The organism is Micromonospora sp. NBS 11-29 (assembly GCF_002140155.1).
Taxonomy (GTDB): domain Bacteria; phylum Actinomycetota; class Actinomycetes; order Mycobacteriales; family Micromonosporaceae; genus Micromonospora.
The window spans coordinates 260,161-283,239 of sequence record NZ_NAPR01000012.1 but is presented as its reverse complement, the minus strand read 5'-3'; the positions used below and the strand labels follow the sequence as shown (position 1 = coordinate 283,239).

The following is a 23,079-nucleotide window of genomic DNA, read 5'->3' as shown; positions in this document are numbered from 1 at the left end:
ATGACCGTGACCCTGACCGGCACGACCGTCCCCGTCGACGGTGAGGCCCGCAGTCCGATCGTCCGCCCCCGGGGGCGGCTCCGACCGGGCCCGCTGACCGCCGGGGCGTACCTGATCCTGCTGATCGTGGCCGTGGTCCGGCCCGGGCTGCTCGCCCCCGGCGACCCGCTCGCCGCGGACCCGCTCGCCGTGCTCTCCCCGCCCGGCGCGGCGCACTGGTTCGGCACCGACCACCTCGGCCGTGACGTGTGGACCCGGGTGGTGCACGGCGCCGGGCACTCGCTCACCATCGGCCTCGCCGCCACCGCCATCGCGGTCACCGCCGGGGTGCTGCTCGGCCTGCTCGCCGGCCTCGCCCACCGGATCGCCGACGAGGCGCTCAGCCGCTCGTTCGACGCACTGTCCGCATTTCCCATGTTGCTGCTGGCGCTGCTGTTCATCGCCGTCGCCGGCCCCGGCACCACCAGCCTGATCATCGCCATCGGCATCGCCACCCTGCCCCACCACGCCCGGGTGGTCCGCGCGCAGACCCTGCTCGTGCGCCGCGCCGAATTCGTCGAGCAGGCCGTCACCTTCGGCCTCTCCCGGACCCGGCTGGTGACGCGACATGTGCTGCCCAACGTGCTCGGCCCGATCCCGGTGCTCGCCGTGATCGGGCTCGGCGAGGCCGTCCTGGCCGCCTCCGGCCTCAGCTTCCTCGGCATGGGACCGCAACCGCCCTCACCCGAATGGGGCGCGATGCTCTCCGAGGGCCGCAACTACCTGCAGGTGGGCTGGTGGATCAGCATCCTGCCCGGTGCCGCGATCACCCTGACCGTGGTGGCGCTGACCGTCCTCGGCCGGCACTGGCAGGCCCGCTTCGACGGGCGGCAACCCCGATGACCCCACTGGTCGCCGTCGAGGACCTGCACGTCACCTTTCCCACGCCGACCGGCGAGATACGGGCCGTGCGGGGCATCGACCTCACCGTCGCACGCGGCGAGTGCGTCGCCGTCGTCGGCGAGTCCGGCTCCGGCAAGAGCGTCACCGCCCGTACCCTGGTCGGTCTTGCCGGCCCCGGCGCACACGTGCGTGCCGCCCGCCTCGATCTGGCCGGCCAGGACGTCCGCGGCCACCGGCCCCGCGACTGGCGACGCATCCGCGGCCGGCTCGCCGGCCTCGTGCTCCAGGACGCCCTGGTCTCCCTGGACCCGCTACGCACGGTGGGCGCCGAGATCGGCGAGGTCCTCACCACCCACGACATCGTCGGCCGTCGGGAACGCGCCGGCCGCACCGCTCACCTGCTCGACCAGGTCCACGTGCCGGAGCCGGAACGCCGCGCCCGGCAGTACCCCCACCAACTCTCCGGCGGGTTGCGGCAGCGGGCCCTGATCGCCTCCGCGATCGCCGCAGAGCCCCCGCTGCTGATCGCCGACGAACCCACCACCGCGCTGGACGTCACCGTGCAGGCGCAGATCCTCGAACTGCTGGCCGAACGCCGGGCCGCCGGACTGGGCCTGCTGCTGATCAGCCACGATCTGGCCGTCGTCGGGCAGATCGCCGACCGGATCCTCGTCATGCGCGACGGCGAGATCGTCGAGCAGGGGCCGGCCGAGCGGCTGCTGCGCGCACCGACCCACCCGTACACCCGGCAACTGCTCGACGCGGTGCCCTCGGCCTCCTCCCGCGGACGCCGGCTCAGCGCAGCCGCCCGGACCGGCCCCGGCGCCGCGCCGGCCCGCGTCGCGCTGCCGGTCCGCCCGCCCGTGCGCGCCGGCGACACCGTGCTCGCCGCCGCCGGCCTCACCAAACGGTACGGCGAGCACACCGTGGTACGGGACGTCTCGTTCACCGTCGCCCGCGGTGAGACGCTCGGGCTGGTGGGGGAGTCCGGCTCCGGCAAGAGCACCGTCGCCCGGATCGTCGCCGGCCTGCTCGAACCCGACGCCGGTGACGTCACCTTCGAGGGGACCCGCTGGTCCGCGGTGGCGGAGCGGCACCGCCGACCACTGCGCCGCCGGCTCCAGGTGATCTCCCAGGACCCGGTGAGTTCCTTCGACCCCCGCTACACCGTCGGTGGGGTCATCGCCGAGAACCTGGACCCCGGGCTGACCCGCGGGGAGCGTGCCGAACACGTCGTGGAGCTGCTGCGCCGCGTCGGCCTCGGACCACAGCTCCGCGACCGGCATCCCCGGTCGCTCTCCGGCGGGCAGCGCCAGCGCGTCGCCATCGCCCGCGCCATCGCCCCCCGTCCCAGCCTCGTCGTCTGCGACGAACCGGTCTCCGCCCTCGACGTCTCCGTGCAGGCGCAGGTCCTCGACCTGCTGGCCGAGCTGCGCGCCGCCGACGGCACCGCGCTGCTGTTCATCTCCCACGACCTGGGCGTCGTGCACCACCTCGCCGACCGGGTGCTGGTGATGCGCGACGGCGCGGTCGTCGAACAGGGCCCGGTCGGCGACGTCTTCACCCTTCCGCGCCACGACTACACCCGGTCGCTGCTCGACGCCCTGCCCAGTCTCGTCACCGCCGGCCGACCGTAGGAGGAACACCGATGACCGACACCACCCTGCACCTGGCCGCCGCCCTGGACGGCCTGGGCTGGCACCCGGCCGCCTGGCGGGTCTCCCGCGCCGACCCCACCGCGCCGCTGTCGTCGCGCTGGTGGGCCGCCCTGGCCGGTGAGGCCGAACGCGCGGCCCTGGACCTGGTCACCCTGGAGGACAGCCTCGACCTCCAGTCCACCGCCCCCGACGGCCCGGACGGCCGCACGGACCAGGTCCGCGGCCGGCTGGACGCCCTGCTCGTCGCCGCCCGCATCGCCCCGCTGACCCGGCACATCGGACTGGTGCCCACGACCAGCGTCACGCACACCGAACCGTTCCACGTCTCCACCGCCGTGGCCANGGCTGGCGGCCCCGGGTCTCCGCCCGCCGGTCCGAGGCGCGGCACATCGGCCGCCGTGACCTGCCCACCCTGGACCCCACCCGCCTCGACGACCCGCAGACGGTACGCCTCGTCGGCGACCTGTTCACCGAGGCGGGCGACGCGGTGGAGGTGGTCCGGCGACTGTGGGACAGCTGGCAGGACGACGCCGAGATCCGCGACGTCGCCACCGGCCGGTTCGTCGACCGGGACCGGCTGCACTACATCGACTTCACCGGCCGGTGGTTCTCCGTCAAGGGACCGTCCATCGTGCCCCGGCCCCCGCAGGGCCAGCCGGTGGTGGTCGCCCTGGCCCACTCCTCGGTGGCGTACGCCTTCGCGGCCCGGCACGCCGACGTCGTCCTCGTCACCCCCACCGACGCCGGCCACGCCGCCACGATCGTCGCCGAGATCCGGGCCACCGAGGAGACCGTCGGCCGTGGCGGGCCACCGCTGCGCATCCTCGCCGACCTGCTCGTGCTGCTGGACGAGACACCGGCGCTGGCCCGTCGGCGCCGCGCCCACCTCGACGACCTGGCCGCCACCGAGGTCACCGCCGACGCCGCCGCGTTCACCGGCACCCCCGGACAGCTCGCCGACCTGATCGAGGAGTGGCACCGGGCCGGTGTGGACGGATTTCGGCTGCGTCCCGCCGTGCTCCCCGACGACCTCACCGCCGTCACCCGCGCCCTGGTGCCGGCGCTGCGCGAGCGCGGACTGTTCCGTGCCGGCTACCCCGGAGGAACGCTGCGCGACCTGCTCGGACTGCCCCGCCCGGCCAACCGGTACGCCGCCGCGACCGCCTGACCCTGGAGAACGCCGTGCCCAAGCAGATCATCCTCGCCGCGCACTTTCCCGGCGTGAACAACACGACCGTGTGGAGCGACCCCGCCTCCGGCAGCCAGATCGACTTCGCGTCCTTCGTCCACCTGGCCCGCACCGCCGAGCGGGGCCTGTTCGACTTCTTCTTCCTCGCCGAGGGGTTGCGCCTGCGCGAACAGCGTGGCCTCATCCACGACCTGGACGTCGTCGGCCGGCCGGACACGCTCACCGTGCTGGCCGCCCTCGCCGCCGTCACCACGCACCTCGGCCTGGCCGGCACCCTCAACGCGACCTTCCGCGAGCCGTACGAGCTGGCCCGGCAGCTCGCCACCCTGGACCACCTCTCCGGTGGACGGGCCGCCTGGAACGTGGTCACCACCTCCGACGCGTTCACCGGCGAGAACTTCCGGCGCGGCGGCTTCCTCGACCGGTCGCTGCGCTACGAGCGGGCCGCCGAGTTCGTCCGTACCGCACGCGAGTTGTGGGAGTCCTGGGCGGCCGACGCGGTGGTCGATGACCGCGACACCGGTCGGTACGTCACCACCGCCGACCCCGGGGCCTTCACCCACCGGGGCGAGCAGTTCGACATCGCCGGCCACTTCACCGTGCCGCGCGGCCCGCAGCTGCACCCGGTGATCCTGCAGGCCGGTGACTCACCCGACGGGCGGGACTTCGCCGCCGCCAGCGCGGACGCGATCTTCTCCCGCCACGGCACCCTGGAAGCCGGGCAGGAGTTCTACCGGGACGTCAAGGCGCGGCTGGCCCGCCACGGCCGCCACCCGGACGACCTGAAGGTCATCCCCGGGGTGACCGTCGTGCTCGGTGACACCGACGCGGAGGCCCAGGAGAAGGCCCACCACATCCGCCGCCAGCAGGTCAGCCCACAGACCGCCCTGCTGATGCTCGAACAGCTGTGGAACACCGACCTGTCCGGGTACGACCCGGAGGGGCCGCTGCCCGCCACCGATCCGGACGTCTCCGCCGAGGCGATCAGCCGTGGCCGGGCCGGCATGTACCCCGATCCGGTCGCCACCGCGCGCCAGTGGCGCGCCCTCGCCGAGGAGAAGGGCCTCGGCATCCGTGACCTGATCATCGAGGTCACCGGGCGGCAGTCCTTNCCGCCGACGGGTTCATCCTGGTGCCCCACCTGACCCCCGGCGGCCTCGACGAGTTCGTCGACCGGGTCGTCCCGCTGCTGCAGGAACGCGGCGTGTTCCGCACCCGCTACACCGGCGTCACCCTGCGCGAGCACCTCGGCCTCGGCGCCGCCCGTCCGGTCGCGGCCACGGTGGCTCCGCGATGAGCACTACCGTCCCGACGCGGGTCGCCCCGGTGGTGGTCTGCCAACGGCGCTGGCACGACCCCGACGCCGTACGGCTGCGCGCGGCCCTGAGCAGCGAGCTGCGCGACCGCTACGCCGACCGGCCCACCGACCCCATCCACCTTCCCCCGGACGAGGCGGTGGCCTCGACCTCCGTCGCCTGGACCGGCGTGGCCTACACGCCGGCCGCCACCCCGGTCGGGCACGCCGCGCTGCGTTGGCACGGCGACGACCTGGAACTCAAACGGATGTACGTCGTGCCGGCGTACCGGGGACACGGCGTGGCGCCAGCCCTGCTCACGGCCGCCGAGGACGCCGGGGCGCGACTCGGCGCCAGGCGCATCGTGCTGCAGACCGGGGACCGTCAACCCGATGCCGTCCGCCGTTACGAGCGGGCCGGCTACCACCGGGTCCCGGTCTTCCCGCCGTACGACGTGCTGCCCTGGTCGCTCTGCTTCGCCAGGACGCTCACCCCGCCACCGGCGGGCACGAACCGGCCAGGAAGGACGGACCCGGCATGAAGTTCCTGCTCATCACCCTCATCACCCACCTGCCCGACCCGGTCACCGGACGGCACAGGAGCACCACCGAACGCTTCCGCGAGGTCGTGGACAACGCGGTGCTCGCCGAGGAACTCGGCTTCGACGGGTACGGCGTGGGCGAACGCCACGAGCGGCCGTTCATCTCGTCCTCACCACCGGTGGTGCTCAGCCACATCGCCGCCCGTACCTCGACGATCCGCCTGTTCACCGCGGTGACCACGCTGAGCCTGCTGGATCCGGTGCGGGCCTACGAGGACTACGCGACCCTCGATCACCTTTCCGGTGGCCGGCTCGAACTGATCATCGGCAAGGGCAACGGCGCCGCCCAGGCGCAGCTCTTCCACGTCACCCCCGAGGACCAGTGGGAGCGCAACCGGGAAGGCTACGAGCTGTTCCGGCGGCTCTGGCGCGAGGAGAAGGTCACCTGGTCCGGCCGGTTCCGACCCCCGCTGGTCGACGCCGAGACCTGGCCCCGGCCGCTGCAACGGTCGATCCGGGTCTGGCACGGCAGCGCCACCAGCCGCGAGTCGGTGGACCTGGCCGCCCGCCACGGCGACCCCCTCTTCTCCGCCAACGTCACCAACCCGATCGAGCCGTACGCGGAGCTGATCCGCTACTACCGCGAACGGTGGGCGCACCACGGCCACGACCCGGCCGACGCCCTGGTCGGCGCCGGCACCGCGGGCTTCTACACGGCGCGTACCTCCCAGGAGGCGATCGAGACCTACCGGCCGATCTTCGAGGCGCGCGTCGCCGCGTTCCGGAAGGCCGGTGTCCAGCCGGTGTTCGAAACCATCGAGGACGCGGTCGTGCGCAGCTCCGCCCTGGTCGGCAGCCCGCAGCAGATCGTCGACAAGGTGCTGCGCTACCACGAGCGGTTCGGCCACGAGGTGATCCACCTGCAGGCCGACTCCGACGGCCTCACCGACAAGCAGCACCGGCAGGCCCTGGAGCTGTTCCAGAGCGAGATCGCCCCCGCGCTGCGGCGGGCGATCCCCAGCCGGCCCCTGCACCGAACGCCGTCCGCCGTCACCACCTGAGCTGAATCGGGGAACACCATGACATCGACCCCCCTGTCCGTGCTCGACCTGTCACCGGTGCCCGCGGGCCGCACCGTGGGGGAGGCCCTGCGCAACACCATCGACCTCGCCCGCCGTGCCGAGCAGTTCGGCTACCGGCGGTACTGGCTGGCCGAACACCACTTCGCTCCCGGCGTCGCCAGCGCCGTCCCGGCGGTGCTGATCGGGCAGGTCGCCGCCGCCACCAGCCACATCCGGGTCGGCTCCGGCGCCACTCAACTCGGGCACCAGACCGCGCTGGCCGTGGTGGAGCAGTTCGGCACCCTGGACGCCCTGTACCCGGGCCGGATCGACCTCGGCCTCGGCCGCTCCGGGCAACGGCGTGCCGAGGCGGCGCGCGAACTGGCCGGCGGTCCCTCGCCGGCCGCCACCGAGGCCAGGATCGTCGACGGCCTGTACATCCCGCCGCCGTTCTCGTTCGCGAAGCTCCTCACCTCGCCGCGGGCCGCGCTGCATGCCGCGTTGCTGCACCAGCCGGGCGCCCGACCGCCGGACTTCGCCGACCAGGTAGGTGACCTGCTCGCCCTGCTGCGCGGCGACTACCGCGACGCCGACGGGCTCGACGCGCACGCCGTACCCGGTGAGGGCGCCGACGTGCAGGTGTGGTTGCTGGGCAGCAGCGGGGGAGAGAGCGCCCGCCTCGCCGGCGCCCTCGGGCTGCCGTTCGCCGCCAACTACCACGTCAGCCCGGCCACCGTGCTCGACGCCGTCGCGGCGTACCGGGCGGCGTTCCGGCCCTCGGCGACGCTGGCCCAGCCGTACGTCGTCGTCTCCGCCGACGTGGTCGTGGCACCGGACGACGCCACCGCCCGCCGCCTCGCCGCCCCCTACGGCCTCTGGGTACGCAGCATCCGCAGCGGAGCCGGCGCGATCGAGTTCCCGAGCCCGGAACAGGCCGCCGCCCATCACTGGACGCAGGAGGACCGCGATCTGGTGGCGGACCGGGTCGACACCCAGTTCGTCGGCTCGCCCGAGACGGTGGCGGGCAAGCTGCGCACCCTCCGGGACGCGACGTCCGCCGACGAGCTGCTCGTCACCACCATCACCCACGCGCACGCCGACCGGGTCAGCTCCTATGAGCTGCTCGCCAAGGAATGGCACGGCTGAGCGGGACCACCCCGCTGCCGGCACCGGTGATCCTCCGGAGCTCATAGCCCTCNGGCCGGCCTGGTCACCAGGCCGGCCGCCGTCGTGTTCCTGCCGCATCCGCAGCCTGCCAAGCCGGAGAGTGTCCGTTCCCAGGGGCGCTTGACTCCGCTCGGTGATGGGCAGCGGGCGCTGCGTTCCGATGCCGGTGCGTGGCTTGTAACGGCATTGAAGTCAAGACGAAACACCTCTTGACTCTGCCGTCAGCTGGATTAGTGTTCAGACCACCTGCTCACCCGATCAGATCCTCGTCGATCGGCGTCGGGTGAGCGGCGCCAACGCACCGGGCTGCGTGCCCGACTCAGACGCAAGAGGAGGATCGATGTCTTCGCTCGACTACACCTACGAGAACATCGACAAGGTCATCGACCGGTCGACCTGGGTGGCCCCGACGATCGACCCCGAGAAGACGATGCTGCTGGTGCTGGACATGCAGAAGGCGTGTGCCGAGGTCGGCGGCGCCATGTACATCCCGAGCGTCGGCGGCGCTCCGGAGGGCAAGGACGTCGTCCAGCCGGTGGTCAACGTGCTCGAAGCCGCCCGTGCCAAGGGCATTCCGGTGGTCTGGTCGTTGTGGGGCCTGCGCGGTGACGGCAAGGACGCCGGCTTCGCCGACCGCAAGTGGGGCCTCGAGGGCCAGCTCGCCACCTTCCCCGGCGCCTGGGGCAACGGCGGCGACGAACTGGTCGACGAGCTCAAGCCGCTCGACGACGAGCCGGTCATCCGCAAGCACCGGTTCTCCTCGTTCTACGGCACGCCGCTGACCGAGTACATGCGCCGCGCGGGCTGCGACACCCTGGTCGTCGCCGGCCTGTCCACCGGCAACTGCCAGATCACCACCGCCATCGACGGCAACAACCAGGACTTCAAGATCATCGTCCTGGCCGACACCACCGCCGCCATCCCGGCGTCCATCCCCGGTGGCGCCGAGCAGCCCCTGGGCTACGGCCAGCACTGGGAGTCCCTGCGCAACATCCAGGCCAACCACGGCGACGTGCGCACCAGCGTCGAGTTCCTCCGCATGATCGGCGCCTGACCGCCACATCTCCCCACCGTCGAGCTCGTCGGCGGGCCGCTGGCTCCGATCTGTCGAACACCCGTAATCGCGAGAAGAAGGACAAGAGATGTCGCTTTCAGGCAAGCGTGTGGCCCTGCTGATCGAAGACGAGTACCAGATCCTCGAGGGCTGGTACCCCCTGCTGCGCCTGCAGGAGGCCGGCGCGGACGTCCGGGTCGTCGGCAGCGGCACCAAGGACTCGTACGACAGCAAGGAGCACTACCCGATGGCGGTGGACGCCGGTGCGCCGGACGTGTCCGCCGCCGAGTTCGACGCGGTCGTCATCCCCGGTGGGTTCGCCCCCGACAACATGCGGCTGCACCCCGAGATGATCGACCTGGTCCGCGAGGCCTACGAGTCGGGCAAGCTCGTCGCCGCGATCTGCCACGGCGGTTGGATGCTCGCCTCGGCCGGTGCGACCAAGGGCCGGAAGATCACCGGTTACCTGCCGATCAAGACCGACGTCGAGAACGCGGGCGGCACCTGGGTCGACGAGCCCGTGGTCGAGGACGGCAACGTCATCACCTCGCGTACGCCGGTCGACCTGCCCCAGTTCGGCAAGGCCATCGTCGAGTACCTCGGGCGCGCCTGACCGGCACTGCCACCGAGCGCCCTTTCGGGAGGAGAGAGAGTTATGGCTTATTCGTCCAAGCCGGAGCCGGTCGACGCCATCGTCGTCGGGCTCGGCGCGACCGGTGGCACCGCGGTCAAAGTGCTGGCCGAGGCCGGCCTGAAGGTCGTCGGTTTCGATCGGGGCCCGTGGCTGCGCGCCCACGAGCACTACTCCGGCGACGAGGTCAAGTACGTCAACCGGAACTACCTGTGGCCCGACCCGAAGCTGTTCCCCCGCACCCTGCGTCACGACGAGAACTCGGTCGCCGAGGTGTTCCCGTTCTCGCCGACCCCGCAGCTCGTCGGCGGCGGCACGAACCACTGGGCCGGCTGGGTGCCGCGCCCGCGCGAGTCGGACTTCATCCAGCGCTCGCTGCACGGCGACCTCGACGGTGCGAGCATCGCCGACTGGCCGATCCGGTACGAGCACCTTGAGCCGTACCTGACCAAGGTCGAGTGGGAGTTCGGCGTCTCCGGTGTGGCCGGCGCGGACAAGCACGAGCCGTACCGCAGCCGCCCGTACCCGAGTGAGCCGCTGCGCCCGACCCGCTTCGGCCGGCGGTTCTACGAGGCCGCCAAGAAGATGGGCTTCAACGCGTTCCCGATTCCGCACGCCATGGTCACCAACCGGCACAAGGGTCGCGACCCGTTCAACAAGACCAGCTTCTGGAACCAGTACGGCGACCCGANAACTTCGAGTTGCGCTCGGAGTGCTTCGTCCGCGAGATCAAGGTCGGCAAGGACGGCCGGGCCACCGGCGTCGTCTACATCGACCCTGAGGGCCGCGAGGTCGAGCAGGACGCCAAGGTGGTGGTGCTGGGGCTCGGCGCGATCGAGTCGGCCCGTCTGATGCTGATGTCGCGCTCCGCCCAGTACCCCGACGGCCTGGCCAACTCCAGCGGCCTGGTCGGCAAGAACGCGACCTTCCACGAGTACGTGTTCGCCGTCGGCCTCTTCGACAAGGAGATCGACGACCCGCTGTACGGATGGGCCGGCAACTACATCAGCGGCGGCACGTTCGAGTTCTACGAGACCGGGAAGGACCGTGGCCACATCGGCGGCTGTCTGATCTCCGCCTCGCAGACCGTGCACCCGGTCAACTGGGTCTTCCCCGGCCGGCCGAGCTGGGGCAGCGCGCTCAAGGACGCCGACCGCGACTACTTCAACTACGCGATGAAGATCGGCGCGATCCTGCACGACATGCCGCGCGAGTCCAACCGGGTCGACCTCGACCCGACCGTGAAGGACGCCTGGGGCCTGCCGGTCGCCCGGATCACCCACCAGCCGCACGAGAACGACGTGCGGATGAGCAGGTGGCAGGTTGATAAGAACACCGAGATCCTCGAGGTCGCCGGCGCCCGCAAGACGGTTCCGGTCTACCTCGACCGGATGACCGGTAACACCTGCCACCAGCACGGCACGGCGCGGATGGGCAACGATCCGGCGAAGTCGGTGCTGAACGAGTGGTGCCAGAGCCACGACATCGACAACCTGTTCGTCGTCGATGGCTCGGGCTTCCCGACGTCGACCGGCGTCAACCCTACGCTGACCATGATGGCCAACGCCTGGCGCGCGTGCGACTACATCGTCGACACCTTCGCCAAGGGCCGCGAAGAGCACATCAGGGTCGCCTAGCCAACGCTTCACGTAAGGACGGAGGACCTGTGACCCTCAAGGCTGACTGGGAGATCGTCGGCTCGCCGATCGACCCCGACTCGAACGAACGGCTGTTCTTCACCGCGCACGAGTGGGCGACGATCGAGGCCGCGACCGCCCGCATCATCCCGACCGACCACGACCCCGGCGCCCGCGAGGCTCGGGTGGTCGTCTTCATCGACCGTTACCTGTCCGGAATCGACCACGTCTTCGCCGCGGCCGACGGCAGCGGGTTCCTCAAGCTCACCGGCAAGTTCGCCGAGGCGTGGCGGTCCCGCATGTGGGACATGCAGCAGACCTACCGCCAGGGCATCCGCGACCTCGACGAGGTGGCCCGACAGAGCCACGACGCCGACTTCACGGACCTGACCGAGGAGCAGCAGGACGCGGTGCTGGAGACCTTCTCCGGGGCGCCGAAGCCGTCCAAGGTCACCCTGGGCACGACGGAGGCGGTGACCACGTTCCTGCAGGGCACGTTCGACGAGGGGATGAGCTTCTTCCCGGCGCTGTGCCTGCACACCAAGCAGGGCTTCTACTGCGACCCGGTGTACGGCGGGAACAAGGACCACATGGGTTGGAAGGTGATCGGCTTCGTCGGCCCGAAATCGTTGAAGGACACGATGGACGGCACGTACGATACGACGCCCTACTTCATGGAGGGCGACTACACCTGGGAGGACCTGGTCCCGCACCTGCGCGACCACCCGTTCCAGCCGGCCGGAGAGTAGCTGCGGGCCGCCGCTCGCCTTCGTGCCGAGAACGCCGTTTCGGATGCGGCCCGGGCGTGTCGCCCGGGCCGCGTCGAACAGCCGCTGTCGATGTCCCGGTGCCACGATGATAGGATACAGTGATCAGGCCACCTGACCAGTGGACTTAAACCGTGTTTCGCTCGATGAAGGGGGTCACCACGATGACCGGCATCGGTCTCGGTGATATCGAGCCCATCCGCCGGCTGAAGGTCGCCGATTCGGTCGCGGCCCAGCTGGAGCAGCTGATCACCCGTGGCGACATCAAGCTCGGGGAGAAGCTGCCGCCCGAGCGGGTTCTCGCCGAGCGGTTCGGCGTCGGACGCAGCTCGATGCGCGAGGCGATCCGCGTGGTCGAGGCCAACGGCCTGCTGCGCACCGAACACGGCCGCGGCGTCTTCGTCGTCAGCGACAAGAAGACGATGCCGAAGCTCTCCGATCTGCTGGTGTTCGACGACTTCACCGTGCCCGAGCTCTTCGAGGTGCGGAGGTCGCTCGAACCGGACGCGGCGAGCTTCGCCGCCCGGCGGATCACCGAGCAGGAGGCGGCCAACCTTCAGCGGATCCTGGCCGAGGCGGAGAATCCGCAGTTGAGCGACGACGCGTTCGTCAAACTCGACGCCGAGCTGCACCGCGCGATCGTCGAGGCCACGAAGAACACGTTGCTGCTGCGGCTGATGGAGTGCATCGAGCCGCTCTTCTTCAAATATTCCCACCGGGTCATCCAGTTGCCCGGCCGGCGCGCGCACGCGCACGCCGGGCACGTCGCGATGGTTCAGGCGATCATCGGGCACCGGGTGCGGGACGCGCGATCGGCCGCGCTGAGCCACATCCGCGACGTCGAGCGCGACATCGCCGAGCACCTGGAGCGGACGACCGAGCGTCCGTGACGTCGGACGACGAAAGGCGCCGCCGCCGGCGGCGCCTTTCGTCGTGTCACGAGAGATCCAGCGGCTGCTGACGGAGACCGGCCGGATTCCCGCCCGGGCGCCGCAACGGGTCCGGAGCCTTCGGCAGGGCCTCGAACTGTGCCATGTCGTGCCCGGTCACGACGAGCGCGTCCGTCGCGTGGGCCAGCGCGGTGAGCCGGTGCATCGAGTGCACCGCCGCCAGCGTGTCGGTCGCGATGCCGGGCGGCAGGTCGTCGTCGATGCACCCGACGGTGTTGATCGCGTCGCCGGCCAGGATCACGTTGCCCAGGTCGGGCACGTCCCACAGGACCACCGACTGGTGACCCGGCGTGTGGCCCGGCGTCATCATCAGGTGCACGCCGGGCAGCATGTGCCAGTCCCCGTCGGCGAGCGTCCAGTTCGTCGTACCGAAGTCGGCCCGTGCGTATCCCTTGCCGGCGTGCCCGTCCGGGTTGTGCGCCCACCGGTGCTCGGCGCGCTGTACCACGTGGACGGCGTCCGGGAAGACACGTCCGCCGCCGGCGTGGTCGTGGTGCAGGTGCGTGTAGACGACCGCCCGAACGTCCCGTGGCGTGAGACCCAGCAGCTCCAACTGCCGTGCCGGGTGCTGGTGCGGCGCGGTCCGCGGGCGGGAGGCCGCCGCCAGCTCCGGCCCCCACGCGGCGACCGGGTCGTCGATGACGCCGGGATCGTTGCCGGTGTCCACCAGGACGTACCCCGAGGTGGTGCCGACCAGGAACATCTGTACCGGTACGTCGATCCGGCGGCCGGCGGCGCCGGCCACGACGGAACCCGGGTCCACCTCCAGCACGCCGCCGTCGAGCAGGTGGACCGACGTCACCGACGACGTCATGCCGCTGCCTCGGCGCTGCGGTGCAGGCAGCGGAAGAGCAGCGCCATCGAGGTGGCGCCGGCGTCCACGTGACCGCGGCTGCGGTCGCCGAGGTAACTGCCCCGGCCCATCCGGGCCACCATGCCGGCGGTGGCGTTCCGGCCCTCCTCGGCCGCCGTGGCGGCGCGATCCAGGGCGGTCAGGAGGTCGGCGGACCGGGTGGGAGACTCCAGCTCGGCGACGGCCGGATGGAGCGCGTCGACGAGCGTCTTGTCGCCGGGGGAGGAGCCGCCGAGTTCACGGATGCCCGCCAGGGCGGAGCCGAGCCCCGTGGTGAGGGCGGCCAGATCGAGCGTGGACCGGCCCTCGCCGACCGCGCTCAGTCGCAGGAAGAACGTGCCGTACAGCGCCCCGCTGGCGCCGCCGACGGAGTTGACCAGGGCCATGGCGACCGCGTCGAGCTGCTCCCGGATGTCGGCGAACCGGTCGTCGCGCAACACCTTCCGCACGGCGGCGGCCCCCTGGCTNCCTCGGCGGCCTCGACCTCGGTGCAGAAGCGCTCCAGCCAGGTCGTCACGGCGTCCTGTGACAATGTCGTGGTCATCTCACGCTCCCCAGCGCAGTGTCGGAGTGTGCACGGGCCGGTCCCAGAGATCGAGCAGCTCGTCGTCGGCGTGCAGCACCGTGAGCAGGGCGCCGTGCGAGTCGAGCGACGTGATGTAGTCGCCGACCAGGCTCCGGACGGGCTCGGCGCCGTGCGTGACGAGGCGGTCCCGGACCGCGGCGAAGAGACCGTACAGCTCGATGGCGGGGGTTGAGCCGAGGCCGCTGAGCAGGACCAGGACACGGTTGCCCGGTTGCAGGCCCAGTTCGACGGTGACCCGTTCGAGCATGACGTCGGCGATCTCGCCGACCGATGGCAGTGGACGACGTTCGTGGCCGCGGTCGCCGCCGATGCCGACGCCCACCTCGTACTCGCCGTCGGGCAGGTCGAACGTGCGCAGTCCCGTCTTCGGATGGGTGCAGGGGCTCAGCGCGACGCCGAAGGTGCGGCTGCGCGCGACGACCCGGCGGGCCAGCGCGGCTACTTCGTCGAGCGGGCGGCCCTGCTCCGCGGCGGCGCCGGCGATCTTCTCGACCAGCACCGTGGCACCCAGCCCGCGGCGGCGGGCGGCGAGCTCCGGCGGGAACGACGCGTCGTCGTCGACGAGCACCTTCTCGATCCGAATTCCCCTGCGGCGCAGGATCTCCGCAGCCAGGCCGAAGTTCATCACCTCGCCGCCGAAGTTCTTGATGATGTAGAGAACGCCGCCGCCGTAGTCGGCGCGGACGGTCGCCGCCATGATGGCGTTCGGCACCGGGGAGGAGAACACCTCGCCGGGGCACGCGGCGTCGAGCATCCCGAGCCCGACATAGCCGGCGTGCAGCGGTTCGCAGCCCGAGCCGCCGCCGGAGACGAGCCCCACCTTGCCGGGAGCGACCGGTGCGCGGCGCACGAGGATGCGGTGCTCCGAGTCGTACTCGATGAGGTCGGGATGAGCGGCGGCCAGGCCGCGCAGGTAGTTCGGGACGACCGTCGACGCGTCGCCCATGATCTTCTGCATCCTGCCGGTTCCCTTTCCGCGGGGAAGAAACCCAGTCGGCCCCTTGACTTTGTGGTCCGGCTCTCAGGATATTGGTCCGACCACCCGATCACAAGACCAGTCAGTTGCGGAGAGGAGCAGGAATGAAGGCGCCATCCTCAGTGCCGGTCGAGGCGCAGCGGCCCGCGGAGGCTCCGCACCTGCGCATGACGGACATCCACAAACGCTTCCAGGGCGTCCAAGCCCTGAACGGGGTGAGCCTGCTGGTGCGCGGCGGCGAGATCCACGCCCTGCTCGGTGGCAACGGTGCGGGCAAGTCGACCCTGCTGAACGTGCTGTCCGGCCTCGTCACGCCGGACTCCGGCCGCATCGAGCTGGCCGGCCAGGAGGTGTCCATCGGGCATCCCCGCGAGGCGCAGGCCCTCGGCATCAGCACGATCCACCAGGAACTGTCCACCGTCCCCGACCTGACCGTGCTGGAGAACATCTTCCTCGGCCGGGAAGAGGCGCTCACCGGCAAGGGCTCGCTGTTCGTGAACCGCCGGCAGATCGCCCGGCGGATCCAGGATCTCGCCGGCGAGTTCGGCATCACGAAGTCCGAGCTGTGGCGGCCGGTCGGCGACTTCGGTGCCCTGAAGAAGCGGGTCATCGAGATCGTCAAGGCGCTCGCCGTGCCGCCGAAGGTGCTGATCCTCGACGAGCCGACGTCCGGGCTCGAAGAGCACGAGAAGACACTGCTCTTCGAGCACATGCGCAGCCTGCAGCGCCGCGGTGTGGCCCTGATCTGGGTCACGCACCACCTCGACGAGGTCTTCGGCCTGGCCGACGTGGTGACCGTGATGCGCGACGGGCGCACGATCGCGCGGACCGAGACCGCCGAGCTCACCCCGCGCGAGTTGGCCGTGCAGATGTTCGGCGGCGACGCGACCGAGCTGATGGAGGCCGCCGACGCCGTGCCCGCGCGGCGGCGGGTCGACGGCGACGACGCGCATCCGCGGCTGCGGGCGCTGAACCTGAGCCGGCACGGAGTGCTCCGGGACATCTCCTTCGACGTGGAGCGCGGCGAGATCCTGGGCATCGCCGGGCTGGCCGGCGCCGGGCGGACCGAGCTGGTGCGAGCCCTGATGGGCCTGGACAAACTCCACTCCGGCCGGATCGAGATCGACGGGAAGCCCCGCCGGATCGGGCACCCCAAGGTGGCGTACAAGGCCGGGCTGGCGATGGTTCCCGAGGACCGCAAGCAGCTCGGGATCCTGCCCGACCTGTCGGTCGCCGAGAACATCTCGGTCTCCGAACTCGGTTCGGTCACCGCGGGCGGTGTGCTGCGATCGCGGCGGGAGCGGGCCCTCGCCGACTCGTACATCAAAAGCCTGGGCATCAAGACACCCGGACCGGCGGAACCCATCCGCAATCTCAGCGGCGGCAACCAGCAGAAGGCGATCATCGCCCGCTGCCTGAACACCGAGCCGTCGATCCTCATCTTCGACGAGCCGACCCAGGGCATCGACATCCACGCCAAGGCCGAGGTCCACCGCCTGATCCGGGACGTCGCGGAGAAGGGCACCTCGGTCATCGTCATCGCGTCCGAGTTCGCCGAGCTGATCAGCCTGTGCGACCGGGTCGTCGTGATGAACCGCGGAGCGCTCGTCGGCGAGATCCGCGACATCCCCCACCGGGTGGCGACCGACGGATACGACGCCGTCAAGCACGCCATCATCGACAAGGCATCGAGAGCTGACCGATGAAAAACTTCCGCTCCGGCGCCGCTCGGTTCCTCGGGATCGAGGGCGTACCCATCCTCCTCGCGTTCACCGCGGTCGCCATCGGCTTCGCCCTGGCCGTGCCGTCGTTCGCCGACGGTGACTCGGTCAAGTACTACCTCAACGAAGAGGTGCCGATCTTCATCATCACCGCCGGACTGGCCCTGGTCATCATCGCCGGCGGAATCGACCTCTCGGTCGGCGCCGTCCTCGGCCTCAGCGCCGGAACCTCGCTGTGGGCGTCGATGCACGGGTTCAACCCGCTGGTGTCCGTCCTCGTCGGAGTCGGCACCGGCCTGGTCTTCGGTCTGATCAACGGTCTGGTGATCGTCAAGTTCCGGCTCAGCGACTTCATCGTCACGCTGGGCACGCTCAACGTCGCGGCCGGCCTGCTCGTGGTGCTCACCGACCACGTTCAGCTCGTCGGCACCCGCGACGAGACCTTCCTCGGCCTCGCCAGCTCGTCCGTCGGCGGCCTCACCAGCGCCATGGTCCTCACCGTCCTGGTCATCGTCGCGCTGCACCTGGTGCTGGTGAAGACCGGGATCGGCCGCCGGATCCGGGCGAGCGGCATGGGCAGCGCACCCGCACTGGTGGCCGGACTCGACGTCGGACGGTTGAAGATCTACGCGTACCTCGTCTCCGGCGGCCTGGCCGGCTTCGGTGGTGTCCTGCTCGCCGCCCGCCTCAACTCCGTCCAGGCCGGCATGGCCGGCGGCTACGAGCTGATCGCGGTCGCCGCGGCCGTGCTCGGCGGGGTGAGCCTGGCCGGCGGTCGCGGCGGCATCTGGCAGGCCGCGCTCGGCGCGCTGCTGCTGGTGACGCTCAAGCAGGGCTTCCGGCTGATGGGCGTCGACCCGCTCATCTTCTCGATCATCACCGGCGTCTGCATCCTCGTCGGCGTGATCGTGGACCGCGGTGCCCGCCGCTTCGCCCTGACCCTGCGCACCCCCCAACCCGTCCAGGCTCCGGCCGGTGAATTGCAGCCGGCGACAAGTAAGGGGCGATGATGATCACCCTCACCCCCGAGCGGGTGTCCCCCACCACCAACGAGCGGGTCTCCGCGCTCCGCGTCCGCATCCTCCGCGATCCCTCGTTCGGGATCCTCGCCCTCCTCGTCGTCGTGTGCGGCGTGATGGCGTTCACCGAGCCCACGTTCGCGACGGCCGGCAACCTCACCAACATCATCAACGCGATGATGACCGTGAGCTTCCTGGCGATCGGCATGACCGTGGTGCTCATCGCCGGCGGCCTCGACCTCTCGGTCGGGTCGGTGATGGCCCTCAGCGCCGGCGTGGTGGCCAGTTGCCTCAACAACGGGATGCCGCTGGCCGTCGCGTTCGTCGCCGCGCTGGGCGTCGGCGCCGGCATCGGCCTCGTCAACGGGCTGCTCATCACGAAGCTCGGCATCCCCGACTTCATCGCGACGCTGGCGATGCTCGGCCTGGCCGGCGGGTTCCTGCTCTACTGGACGGCCGGTGTGCCGATCCTGGGCTACATGACCGACGCGTACTACTACATCGGTGGGCTGCGTCAGATCGCCGGACCGGTCACCGTACCCATGTTGCTGGTTCTCGCCGTCGGCGTCGCGGTCTCGATCCTCCTGCGCCGCACCACCTACGGCGTGAAGTTCTACGCGGTGGGCAGCTCACCGACCGGCGCGAAGAACGCCGGTATCCGGGTCGACCGCATCAAGATCGCCGCGTACGTGATCAGCGGGCTGATGGCCGCGATCGCCGGCATCCACATCGCCGGCCGGACGACGACCGTGCCGCCGCTGATCGGCAACGGATACGAGATCAGCGCCATCGCGGCGGCCGTGATCGGCGGCGCCTCCCTCTTCGGCGGCAAGGGCCGGGTGATCGGCGCTCTCGTCGGCGCGCTGACCCTGACGCTGACCCGCAACATCATCAACCTGACCGGCGTCGAGTCGAGCTGGCAGGCGGTGGTCACCGGCCTGGTACTCATCCTCGCCGTCCTGGCGAACCAGGCGTGGAGCGGCATCGCCCGCTCGATCGGCGCATCCCGTAGCTGAAGTTCCACACCCCACCCCCACCCCCCTTGAAGGAGACAGTCATGCCCAACTTCGATGGAGTCTCGCGCCGGCGGATGCTGCGCACCGCCGGGCTGCTGGCCGGCGCCGGCGTCGGCGGATCGTTGATCGCCGCCTGTTCGCCCAACGGTGAGGCGACGAAGTCAGCCGGCGGCGGTTCGGCGTCCAGCGAGTCGTTCGACGACGCGATCAAGAAGATCGTCAACGGCAAGGAGATCAAGGTCGGCTTCACCCCGCCGGTCCTCTCCGAGAACTTCACCCAGATCGAGCACGCCGCCTGGCGTCGGATGAACGAGTACGAGCAGCGGTTCGGCTGCAAGTGGGTGTGGGAGAGGCAGGCGCCGGTCGGCGACTTCAACGCCGTCCAGGGCACCCTCGGCATCGTCCAGTCGTGGGTCTCCCGCAAGTTCGACGCCATCGCGGTGTGCACCGGCGCCAACTTCGCCACCGTGCAGAGCCTGTACCGCGACGCCACCAGCAAGGGCGTGAAGATCTACCAGTTCAACCAGCCGGCCGAGCTGTACCCCGAGGACCAGCTGCAGACCGTCACCAACGTCGGCTACGACAACCGGTGGCAGTCCGGCTACCTGGCCGGCAAGTACATCGCCGAGAAGCTGAAGGGCAAGGGCAACATCCTGCAGATCTGGGGCCCGTCCGGCTCGGACTGGACCCGCGGTCGCAAGATCGGCTTCGACCGGGCGCTCGCCGAGAACCCGGGCATCAAGGTGGTCGGTCAGGCCGACGGCGGTTACGTGCGGGACAAGGGCTTCGCCGCCGCGCAGGACCTGCTGACCAAGAACCGCGACGTGAACGCGATCTACGGCGAGAACGAGGAGATGGCCCTCGGCGCGTCCCAGGCCATCGACACCGCCGGCCTGAAGCACTGGGACGGCACCGGCGGCGTCCTGACGATCGGCGCGGACGGGCTGGTCTCCGGCTACAAGCAGATCAAGGCCGGCAAGCTCACCGCCACCGTCGACATCGGTGGCGTCGACCAGGGCCAGAACCTCATCGAGGCGATCTTCCTGACCGCGGTCCTCGGCCAGTCGGTCACCCAGATCATCAACAACCCGACCCAGGTCGTCGACAAGACCAATGTGGACTGGCACCAGAGCTACACCGAGTGGGCGCTCGCGGCACCGAAGAAGTACGGCGCCTGACGCGCGTCCCACCATCCGACAGCAGCTACGAGGCGAACGGTGAGTTGAGCATGAAGATCGCAGGCGTTCGGGCATATCCCGTCGGGCTGCCCCTGAAGGAGAAGCTGCGCTGGGGAGCGATGGCGGTGGGCACCAAGGGTGGCATCATCGTCGAGGTCGTCACCAGTGACGGGTCAGTGGGCATCGGCGAGGCCGGCTTCTCGGCCGAGTACTTCCCGACCGTCGGCCCGCTGATCAACGAACAGCTCGGTCCGATGATCATCGGCCGCGACCCGCGGGACATCGGCGCGCTGTGGCACAGCATGATGCGGGCGACCCACATGTGGGGCCGCCGCGGCGTCGAGACGTATGCGCTGAGCGGTATCGACATCGCCCTGTGGGACCTGATGGGCAAGACCGCCGGGCAGCCGGTCCACCGGCTGCTCGGCACGTCGCAGCACTCGGCGCGGGCGTACTACGCGCCCTCGCTGAAGCCGGCCGACCAGGCCGTCGTCGAGGCCAAGGAGGCGGTGGCCGCCGGCTACACGGCAATCAAGCTGCGTGTCGACGGCGACCTCCACCAGGCGGTCCACCTCGTGCAGTCGGTGCGCACGGCGGTCGGAACCGGGATCGAGCTGATGGTCGATGCCAACATGGCGTACGACCGCAGGGGCGCCCTGACCCTGGCCAAGGAGCTGTACGACCTCCAGGTGGCCTGGCTGGAGGAGCCGATCATGTCGCACAGCCTGTCGCAGTACGTCACCGGTCACTCGTGGTTGGCCGACCGGGTGGACATCCCGCTGGCCGGCGGCGAGTCGCTGCTGACCAGGTACGAGTACATCGACCTGATGTCGGAGCTGCCCTTCGACATCGTCCAGCCGGATGCCGCCAGCGTCGGCGGCATCTCCGAGCTCAAGCGGATCGCGGACATGGCCAGCGCCTGGAACCTCAAGTGCGTACCGCACATCGGCTGCTCCTCCGGCACCGGCATCGGCATCTACGCCGGGTTGCAGGTCATCCTCAGTTGCGACAACGCGCCGCTGATCGAGTTCGACGCGTACGGCGGGCTCGGCTGGGAGGGCTTCCTCGTCGACCCACCGGTGGTCAGGGACGGCCGGGTCTGGGGGAGCGAGGAACCGGGCATCGGGGTGCGCATCGCCGACGGCGCGGACGAGCGCTTCAGCGTCCGGACCGGGGCATGATCATGGCGAACTCTCTACCGATCGGTCGGGTGCTGCCGGTCCTCGTCATCGAGGACGCCGGTCACGCCGGCGCGCTGGGCGACGCCCTGGTCAAGGGCGGGCTCGCCGCCGCCGAGGTGACGCTGCGGACCGCGGCCGGGATCGACGCCATCCGGGCCCTCGCCGATCGCGGGGATCTCGTCGTCGGCGCCGGCACGGTGCTCACCGCCGAGCAGGCCGAGCGGTCGATCGCGGCCGGTGCCCGATTCGTCGTGACCCCGGGCTTCGCGCCCGCGGTCGTCCGCGTCTGCCAGGACGCCGGAGTGCCGGTCTTCCCGGGCGTCGCCACCGCGACCGAGATCCAGATGGCCGTCGACGCCGGGCTCGGCGTCGTCAAGTTCTTCCCCGCGCAGCACCTCGGCGGCGTCGCGATGATCAAGGCGCTCTCGGCGCCGTTCAGCGGGATGCGGTTCATCCCGACCGGCGGCGTCACCACCGCCCTGATTCCGGACTACCTCGCCGTTCCGGCCGTGCTCGCGGTCGGCTCGACCGCGGTCGCACCCGCCGACGTCATCGCGGCGGAGCGGTGGGACGAGATCACCGTCCGCTGCGAGCAGGCCGTCACGGCGGCGGGCGGTGCGGCATGAGCGCCGTCGATCCTCGGCTTAGGGCCGACTGCCGGTACGACCTCGTGTCGCTCGGCGAGATCATGCTGCGGCTCGACCCCGGCGAGGGCCGCGTCCGTACCGCCCGCACGTTCCGCGTCTGGGAGGGCGGCGGCGAGTACAACGTGGCGCGCGGTCTGCGGCGGTGCTTCGGGCTGCGGACCGCGATCGTCACCGCGTTCGCCGACAACGAGGTCGGCCGGCTCCTTGAGGACCTCGTTCTGCAGGGCGGCGTCGACACCAGCCTCATCACCTGGATTCCCTACGACGGGATCGGCCGGACGGTCCGTAACGGGCTCAACTTCACCGAGCGTGGCTTCGGCGTACGCGGGGCCGTCGGCACTTCGGACCGGGGCCACACCGCAGCCGGGCAGCTCAAGCCGGACGACGTCGACTGGGACCACCTCTTCGGCACGCTGGGCGTGCGGTGGCTGCACACCGGCGGCATCTACGCCGCGCTGTCGGAGACGGCCGCGCAGACCGTGGAAGCGGCGATGACGGCCGCCCGCCGGCACGGCACGATCGTGTCCTACGACCTGAACTACCGGCCCAGCCTGTGGAAGGCCGTCGGCGGCCAGGACCGTGCTCGCGAGGTCAACCGGCGCCTCGCTCCGCTCGTCGACGTGATGATCGGCAACGAGGAGGACTTCACCGCCTGCCTCGGCTTCGCCGTGCCGGACACCGACATCCACAGCGGCGCGCTGGACGCCGGCAAGTTCAGGACGATGATCGAGGCGGTGGCCGAGCAGTACCCCAACTTCAAGGTGGTCGCGACCACCTTGCGTGGCGTGCGCAGCGCGACCGTGAACGACTGGGGCGCCGTCGCCTGGGCGGCCGGTGAGTTCGCCGAGGCGACCCACCGACCCGCTCTGGAGATACTCGACCGGGTCGGCGGGGGCGACAGCTTCGCCTCCGGCCTGATCTACGGCCTGCTGGAGCGGGACGGCGACCTGGCCCTCGCCGTCGACTACGGCGCGGCCCACGGCGCCCTGGCGATGACCACCCCCGGCGACACGTCGATGGCCGGTGTCGCCGAGGTCGAGGCCCTGATGCGGGGCGCCGGCGCCCGCGTG

General features: G+C 70.9%; 23 protein-coding genes. 20 read left to right on the top strand and 3 right to left on the bottom strand.

Features of this window, described 5'->3' with window-relative positions; all coding sequences use genetic code 11:
- The 13 genes from B1205_RS15820 to B1205_RS15765 all read left to right on the top strand — a co-directional run bounded on the left by B1205_RS15820 (nt 1) and on the right by B1205_RS15765 (nt 12,772).
- Nucleotides 1–882 carry an ABC transporter permease gene (locus B1205_RS15820; protein WP_089156314.1) on the top strand — a complete coding sequence of 294 codons (882 nt, stop codon included), beginning with the start codon at nt 1–3 and terminating at the stop codon, nt 880–882.
- Nucleotides 879–2,519 carry a dipeptide ABC transporter ATP-binding protein gene (locus B1205_RS15815; RefSeq protein ID WP_089156313.1) on the top strand — a complete coding sequence of 547 codons (1,641 nt, stop codon included), beginning with the start codon at nt 879–881 and terminating at the stop codon, nt 2,517–2,519. The genes B1205_RS15820 and B1205_RS15815 overlap by 4 nt, the downstream gene beginning before the upstream one ends.
- 508 nt (nt 2,520–3,027) lie before the next feature.
- Nucleotides 3,028–3,708 (top strand): LLM class flavin-dependent oxidoreductase, encoded by a 681-nt coding sequence (locus tag B1205_RS31635; RefSeq protein WP_254909980.1) that lies wholly within the window; start codon nt 3,028–3,030, stop codon nt 3,706–3,708.
- A gap of 14 nt (nt 3,709–3,722) precedes the next feature.
- Nucleotides 3,723–4,874, top strand: coding sequence for an NtaA/DmoA family FMN-dependent monooxygenase (locus B1205_RS15805; RefSeq protein ID WP_254909979.1), 1,152 nt, complete (start codon nt 3,723–3,725; stop codon nt 4,872–4,874).
- Nucleotides 4,862–5,026: a hypothetical protein gene (locus B1205_RS33005; RefSeq protein ID WP_254909978.1), complete on the top strand. Its 165-nt coding sequence runs from the start codon at nt 4,862–4,864 to the stop codon at nt 5,024–5,026. The genes B1205_RS15805 and B1205_RS33005 overlap by 13 nt, the downstream gene beginning before the upstream one ends.
- Entirely contained in the window at nt 5,023–5,565 is a 543-nt protein-coding gene (locus tag B1205_RS15800; RefSeq protein ID WP_089156312.1) for a GNAT family N-acetyltransferase, read from the top strand. Before B1205_RS33005 ends, B1205_RS15800 begins: the two co-directional genes overlap by 4 nt.
- Entirely contained in the window at nt 5,562–6,626 is a 1,065-nt protein-coding gene (locus tag B1205_RS15795; protein ID WP_089156311.1) for an LLM class flavin-dependent oxidoreductase, read from the top strand. Before B1205_RS15800 ends, B1205_RS15795 begins: the two co-directional genes overlap by 4 nt.
- Nucleotides 6,627–6,644: 18 nt before the next feature.
- Nucleotides 6,645–7,772: an LLM class flavin-dependent oxidoreductase gene (locus B1205_RS15790; RefSeq protein WP_089156310.1), complete on the top strand. Its 1,128-nt coding sequence runs from the start codon at nt 6,645–6,647 to the stop codon at nt 7,770–7,772.
- Nucleotides 7,773–8,133: 361 nt separating this feature from the next.
- Nucleotides 8,134–8,847 (top strand): cysteine hydrolase family protein, encoded by a 714-nt coding sequence (locus tag B1205_RS15785; protein ID WP_089156309.1) that lies wholly within the window; start codon nt 8,134–8,136, stop codon nt 8,845–8,847.
- 88 nt (nt 8,848–8,935) lie between these two features.
- The gene (locus B1205_RS15780) at nt 8,936–9,460 is read left to right on the top strand and encodes a type 1 glutamine amidotransferase domain-containing protein (RefSeq protein WP_089156308.1); all 525 of its coding nucleotides are present in this window, start codon (nt 8,936–8,938) and stop codon (nt 9,458–9,460) included.
- A 686-nt stretch (nt 9,461–10,146) separates the two neighbouring features.
- A complete protein-coding gene (locus tag B1205_RS30335) occupies nt 10,147–11,115 on the top strand; it encodes a GMC oxidoreductase (RefSeq protein WP_254909998.1) in 969 nt (322 codons plus the stop codon).
- A gap of 29 nt (nt 11,116–11,144) precedes the next feature.
- On the top strand, nt 11,145–11,864 hold the full coding sequence (locus B1205_RS15770) for a gluconate 2-dehydrogenase subunit 3 family protein (protein WP_089156307.1): 720 nt from the start codon (nt 11,145–11,147) through the stop codon (nt 11,862–11,864).
- Between the two features lie 182 nt (nt 11,865–12,046).
- Entirely contained in the window at nt 12,047–12,772 is a 726-nt protein-coding gene (locus B1205_RS15765; RefSeq protein ID WP_217809810.1) for a FadR/GntR family transcriptional regulator, read from the top strand.
- 46 nt (nt 12,773–12,818) lie between these two features.
- Here the strand turns inward: B1205_RS15765 and B1205_RS15760 are convergent, their stop codons facing one another.
- The 3 genes from B1205_RS15760 to B1205_RS15750 all read right to left on the bottom strand — a co-directional run bounded on the left by B1205_RS15760 (nt 12,819) and on the right by B1205_RS15750 (nt 15,229).
- Entirely contained in the window at nt 12,819–13,646 is an 828-nt protein-coding gene (locus B1205_RS15760; RefSeq protein ID WP_089156305.1) for an N-acyl homoserine lactonase family protein, read from the bottom strand.
- Nucleotides 13,643–14,179: a dihydroxyacetone kinase subunit DhaL gene (gene dhaL, locus B1205_RS15755; protein WP_254909997.1), complete on the bottom strand. Its 537-nt coding sequence runs from the start codon at nt 14,177–14,179 to the stop codon at nt 13,643–13,645. The genes B1205_RS15760 and dhaL overlap by 4 nt, the downstream gene beginning before the upstream one ends.
- A gap of 51 nt (nt 14,180–14,230) precedes the next feature.
- Complete coding sequence (locus B1205_RS15750) at nt 14,231–15,229, bottom strand: dihydroxyacetone kinase subunit DhaK (protein WP_089156303.1); 999 nt, start codon at nt 15,227–15,229, stop codon at nt 14,231–14,233.
- Between the two features lie 122 nt (nt 15,230–15,351).
- Here B1205_RS15750 and B1205_RS15745 point away from each other — a divergent pair, with 122 nt between their 5' ends.
- The 7 genes from B1205_RS15745 to B1205_RS15715 all read left to right on the top strand — a co-directional run.
- Nucleotides 15,352–16,953, top strand: coding sequence for a sugar ABC transporter ATP-binding protein (locus B1205_RS15745; protein WP_089156302.1), 1,602 nt, complete (start codon nt 15,352–15,354; stop codon nt 16,951–16,953).
- Nucleotides 16,950–17,978, top strand: coding sequence for an ABC transporter permease (locus tag B1205_RS15740; protein ID WP_089156301.1), 1,029 nt, complete (start codon nt 16,950–16,952; stop codon nt 17,976–17,978). Before B1205_RS15745 ends, B1205_RS15740 begins: the two co-directional genes overlap by 4 nt.
- A complete protein-coding gene (locus B1205_RS15735; RefSeq protein ID WP_089156300.1) occupies nt 17,975–19,003 on the top strand; it encodes an ABC transporter permease in 1,029 nt (342 codons plus the stop codon). The genes B1205_RS15740 and B1205_RS15735 overlap by 4 nt, the downstream gene beginning before the upstream one ends.
- A gap of 41 nt (nt 19,004–19,044) precedes the next feature.
- On the top strand, nt 19,045–20,181 hold the full coding sequence (locus tag B1205_RS15730) for a sugar ABC transporter substrate-binding protein (RefSeq protein WP_089156299.1): 1,137 nt from the start codon (nt 19,045–19,047) through the stop codon (nt 20,179–20,181).
- Between the two features lie 50 nt (nt 20,182–20,231).
- Complete coding sequence (locus B1205_RS15725) at nt 20,232–21,362, top strand: mandelate racemase/muconate lactonizing enzyme family protein (RefSeq protein ID WP_089156298.1); 1,131 nt, start codon at nt 20,232–20,234, stop codon at nt 21,360–21,362.
- 2 nt (nt 21,363–21,364) lie between these two features.
- Entirely contained in the window at nt 21,365–21,988 is a 624-nt protein-coding gene (gene eda / locus B1205_RS15720) for a bifunctional 4-hydroxy-2-oxoglutarate aldolase/2-dehydro-3-deoxy-phosphogluconate aldolase (RefSeq protein WP_254909977.1), read from the top strand.
- Nucleotides 21,985–23,079 (top strand): sugar kinase (locus tag B1205_RS15715; RefSeq protein ID WP_140158077.1); only part of this gene is annotated, 1,095 nt, incomplete at its 3' end. The genes eda and B1205_RS15715, both read left to right, overlap by 4 nt.

What these genes read in the sequence shown, in the direction of transcription:
- B1205_RS15730 (WP_089156299.1), top strand. Translation starts at nt 19,045, where the DNA reads ATGCCCAACTTCGATGGAGTCTCGCGCCGGCGGATGCTGCGCACCGCC.
- B1205_RS15820 (WP_089156314.1), top strand. Translation starts at nt 1, where the DNA reads ATGACCGTGACCCTGACCGGCACGACCGTCCCCGTCGACGGTGAGGCC.
- B1205_RS15815 (WP_089156313.1), top strand. Translation starts at nt 879, where the DNA reads ATGACCCCACTGGTCGCCGTCGAGGACCTGCACGTCACCTTTCCCACG.
- B1205_RS15725 (WP_089156298.1), top strand. Translation starts at nt 20,232, where the DNA reads ATGAAGATCGCAGGCGTTCGGGCATATCCCGTCGGGCTGCCCCTGAAG.
- B1205_RS15795 (WP_089156311.1), top strand. Translation starts at nt 5,562, where the DNA reads ATGAAGTTCCTGCTCATCACCCTCATCACCCACCTGCCCGACCCGGTC.
- B1205_RS15785 (WP_089156309.1), top strand. Translation starts at nt 8,134, where the DNA reads ATGTCTTCGCTCGACTACACCTACGAGAACATCGACAAGGTCATCGAC.
- eda (WP_254909977.1), top strand. Translation starts at nt 21,365, where the DNA reads ATGGCGAACTCTCTACCGATCGGTCGGGTGCTGCCGGTCCTCGTCATC.
- B1205_RS15760 (WP_089156305.1), bottom strand. Translation starts at nt 13,646, where the DNA reads ATGACGTCGTCGGTGACGTCGGTCCACCTGCTCGACGGCGGCGTGCTG.
- B1205_RS15745 (WP_089156302.1), top strand. Translation starts at nt 15,352, where the DNA reads ATGAAGGCGCCATCCTCAGTGCCGGTCGAGGCGCAGCGGCCCGCGGAG.
- B1205_RS15750 (WP_089156303.1), bottom strand. Translation starts at nt 15,229, where the DNA reads ATGCAGAAGATCATGGGCGACGCGTCGACGGTCGTCCCGAACTACCTG.
- B1205_RS15740 (WP_089156301.1), top strand. Translation starts at nt 16,950, where the DNA reads ATGAAAAACTTCCGCTCCGGCGCCGCTCGGTTCCTCGGGATCGAGGGC.
- B1205_RS15780 (WP_089156308.1), top strand. Translation starts at nt 8,936, where the DNA reads ATGTCGCTTTCAGGCAAGCGTGTGGCCCTGCTGATCGAAGACGAGTAC.
- B1205_RS15735 (WP_089156300.1), top strand. Translation starts at nt 17,975, where the DNA reads ATGATGATCACCCTCACCCCCGAGCGGGTGTCCCCCACCACCAACGAG.
- B1205_RS15790 (WP_089156310.1), top strand. Translation starts at nt 6,645, where the DNA reads ATGACATCGACCCCCCTGTCCGTGCTCGACCTGTCACCGGTGCCCGCG.
- B1205_RS15765 (WP_217809810.1), top strand. Translation starts at nt 12,047, where the DNA reads ATGACCGGCATCGGTCTCGGTGATATCGAGCCCATCCGCCGGCTGAAG.
- B1205_RS15800 (WP_089156312.1), top strand. Translation starts at nt 5,023, where the DNA reads ATGAGCACTACCGTCCCGACGCGGGTCGCCCCGGTGGTGGTCTGCCAA.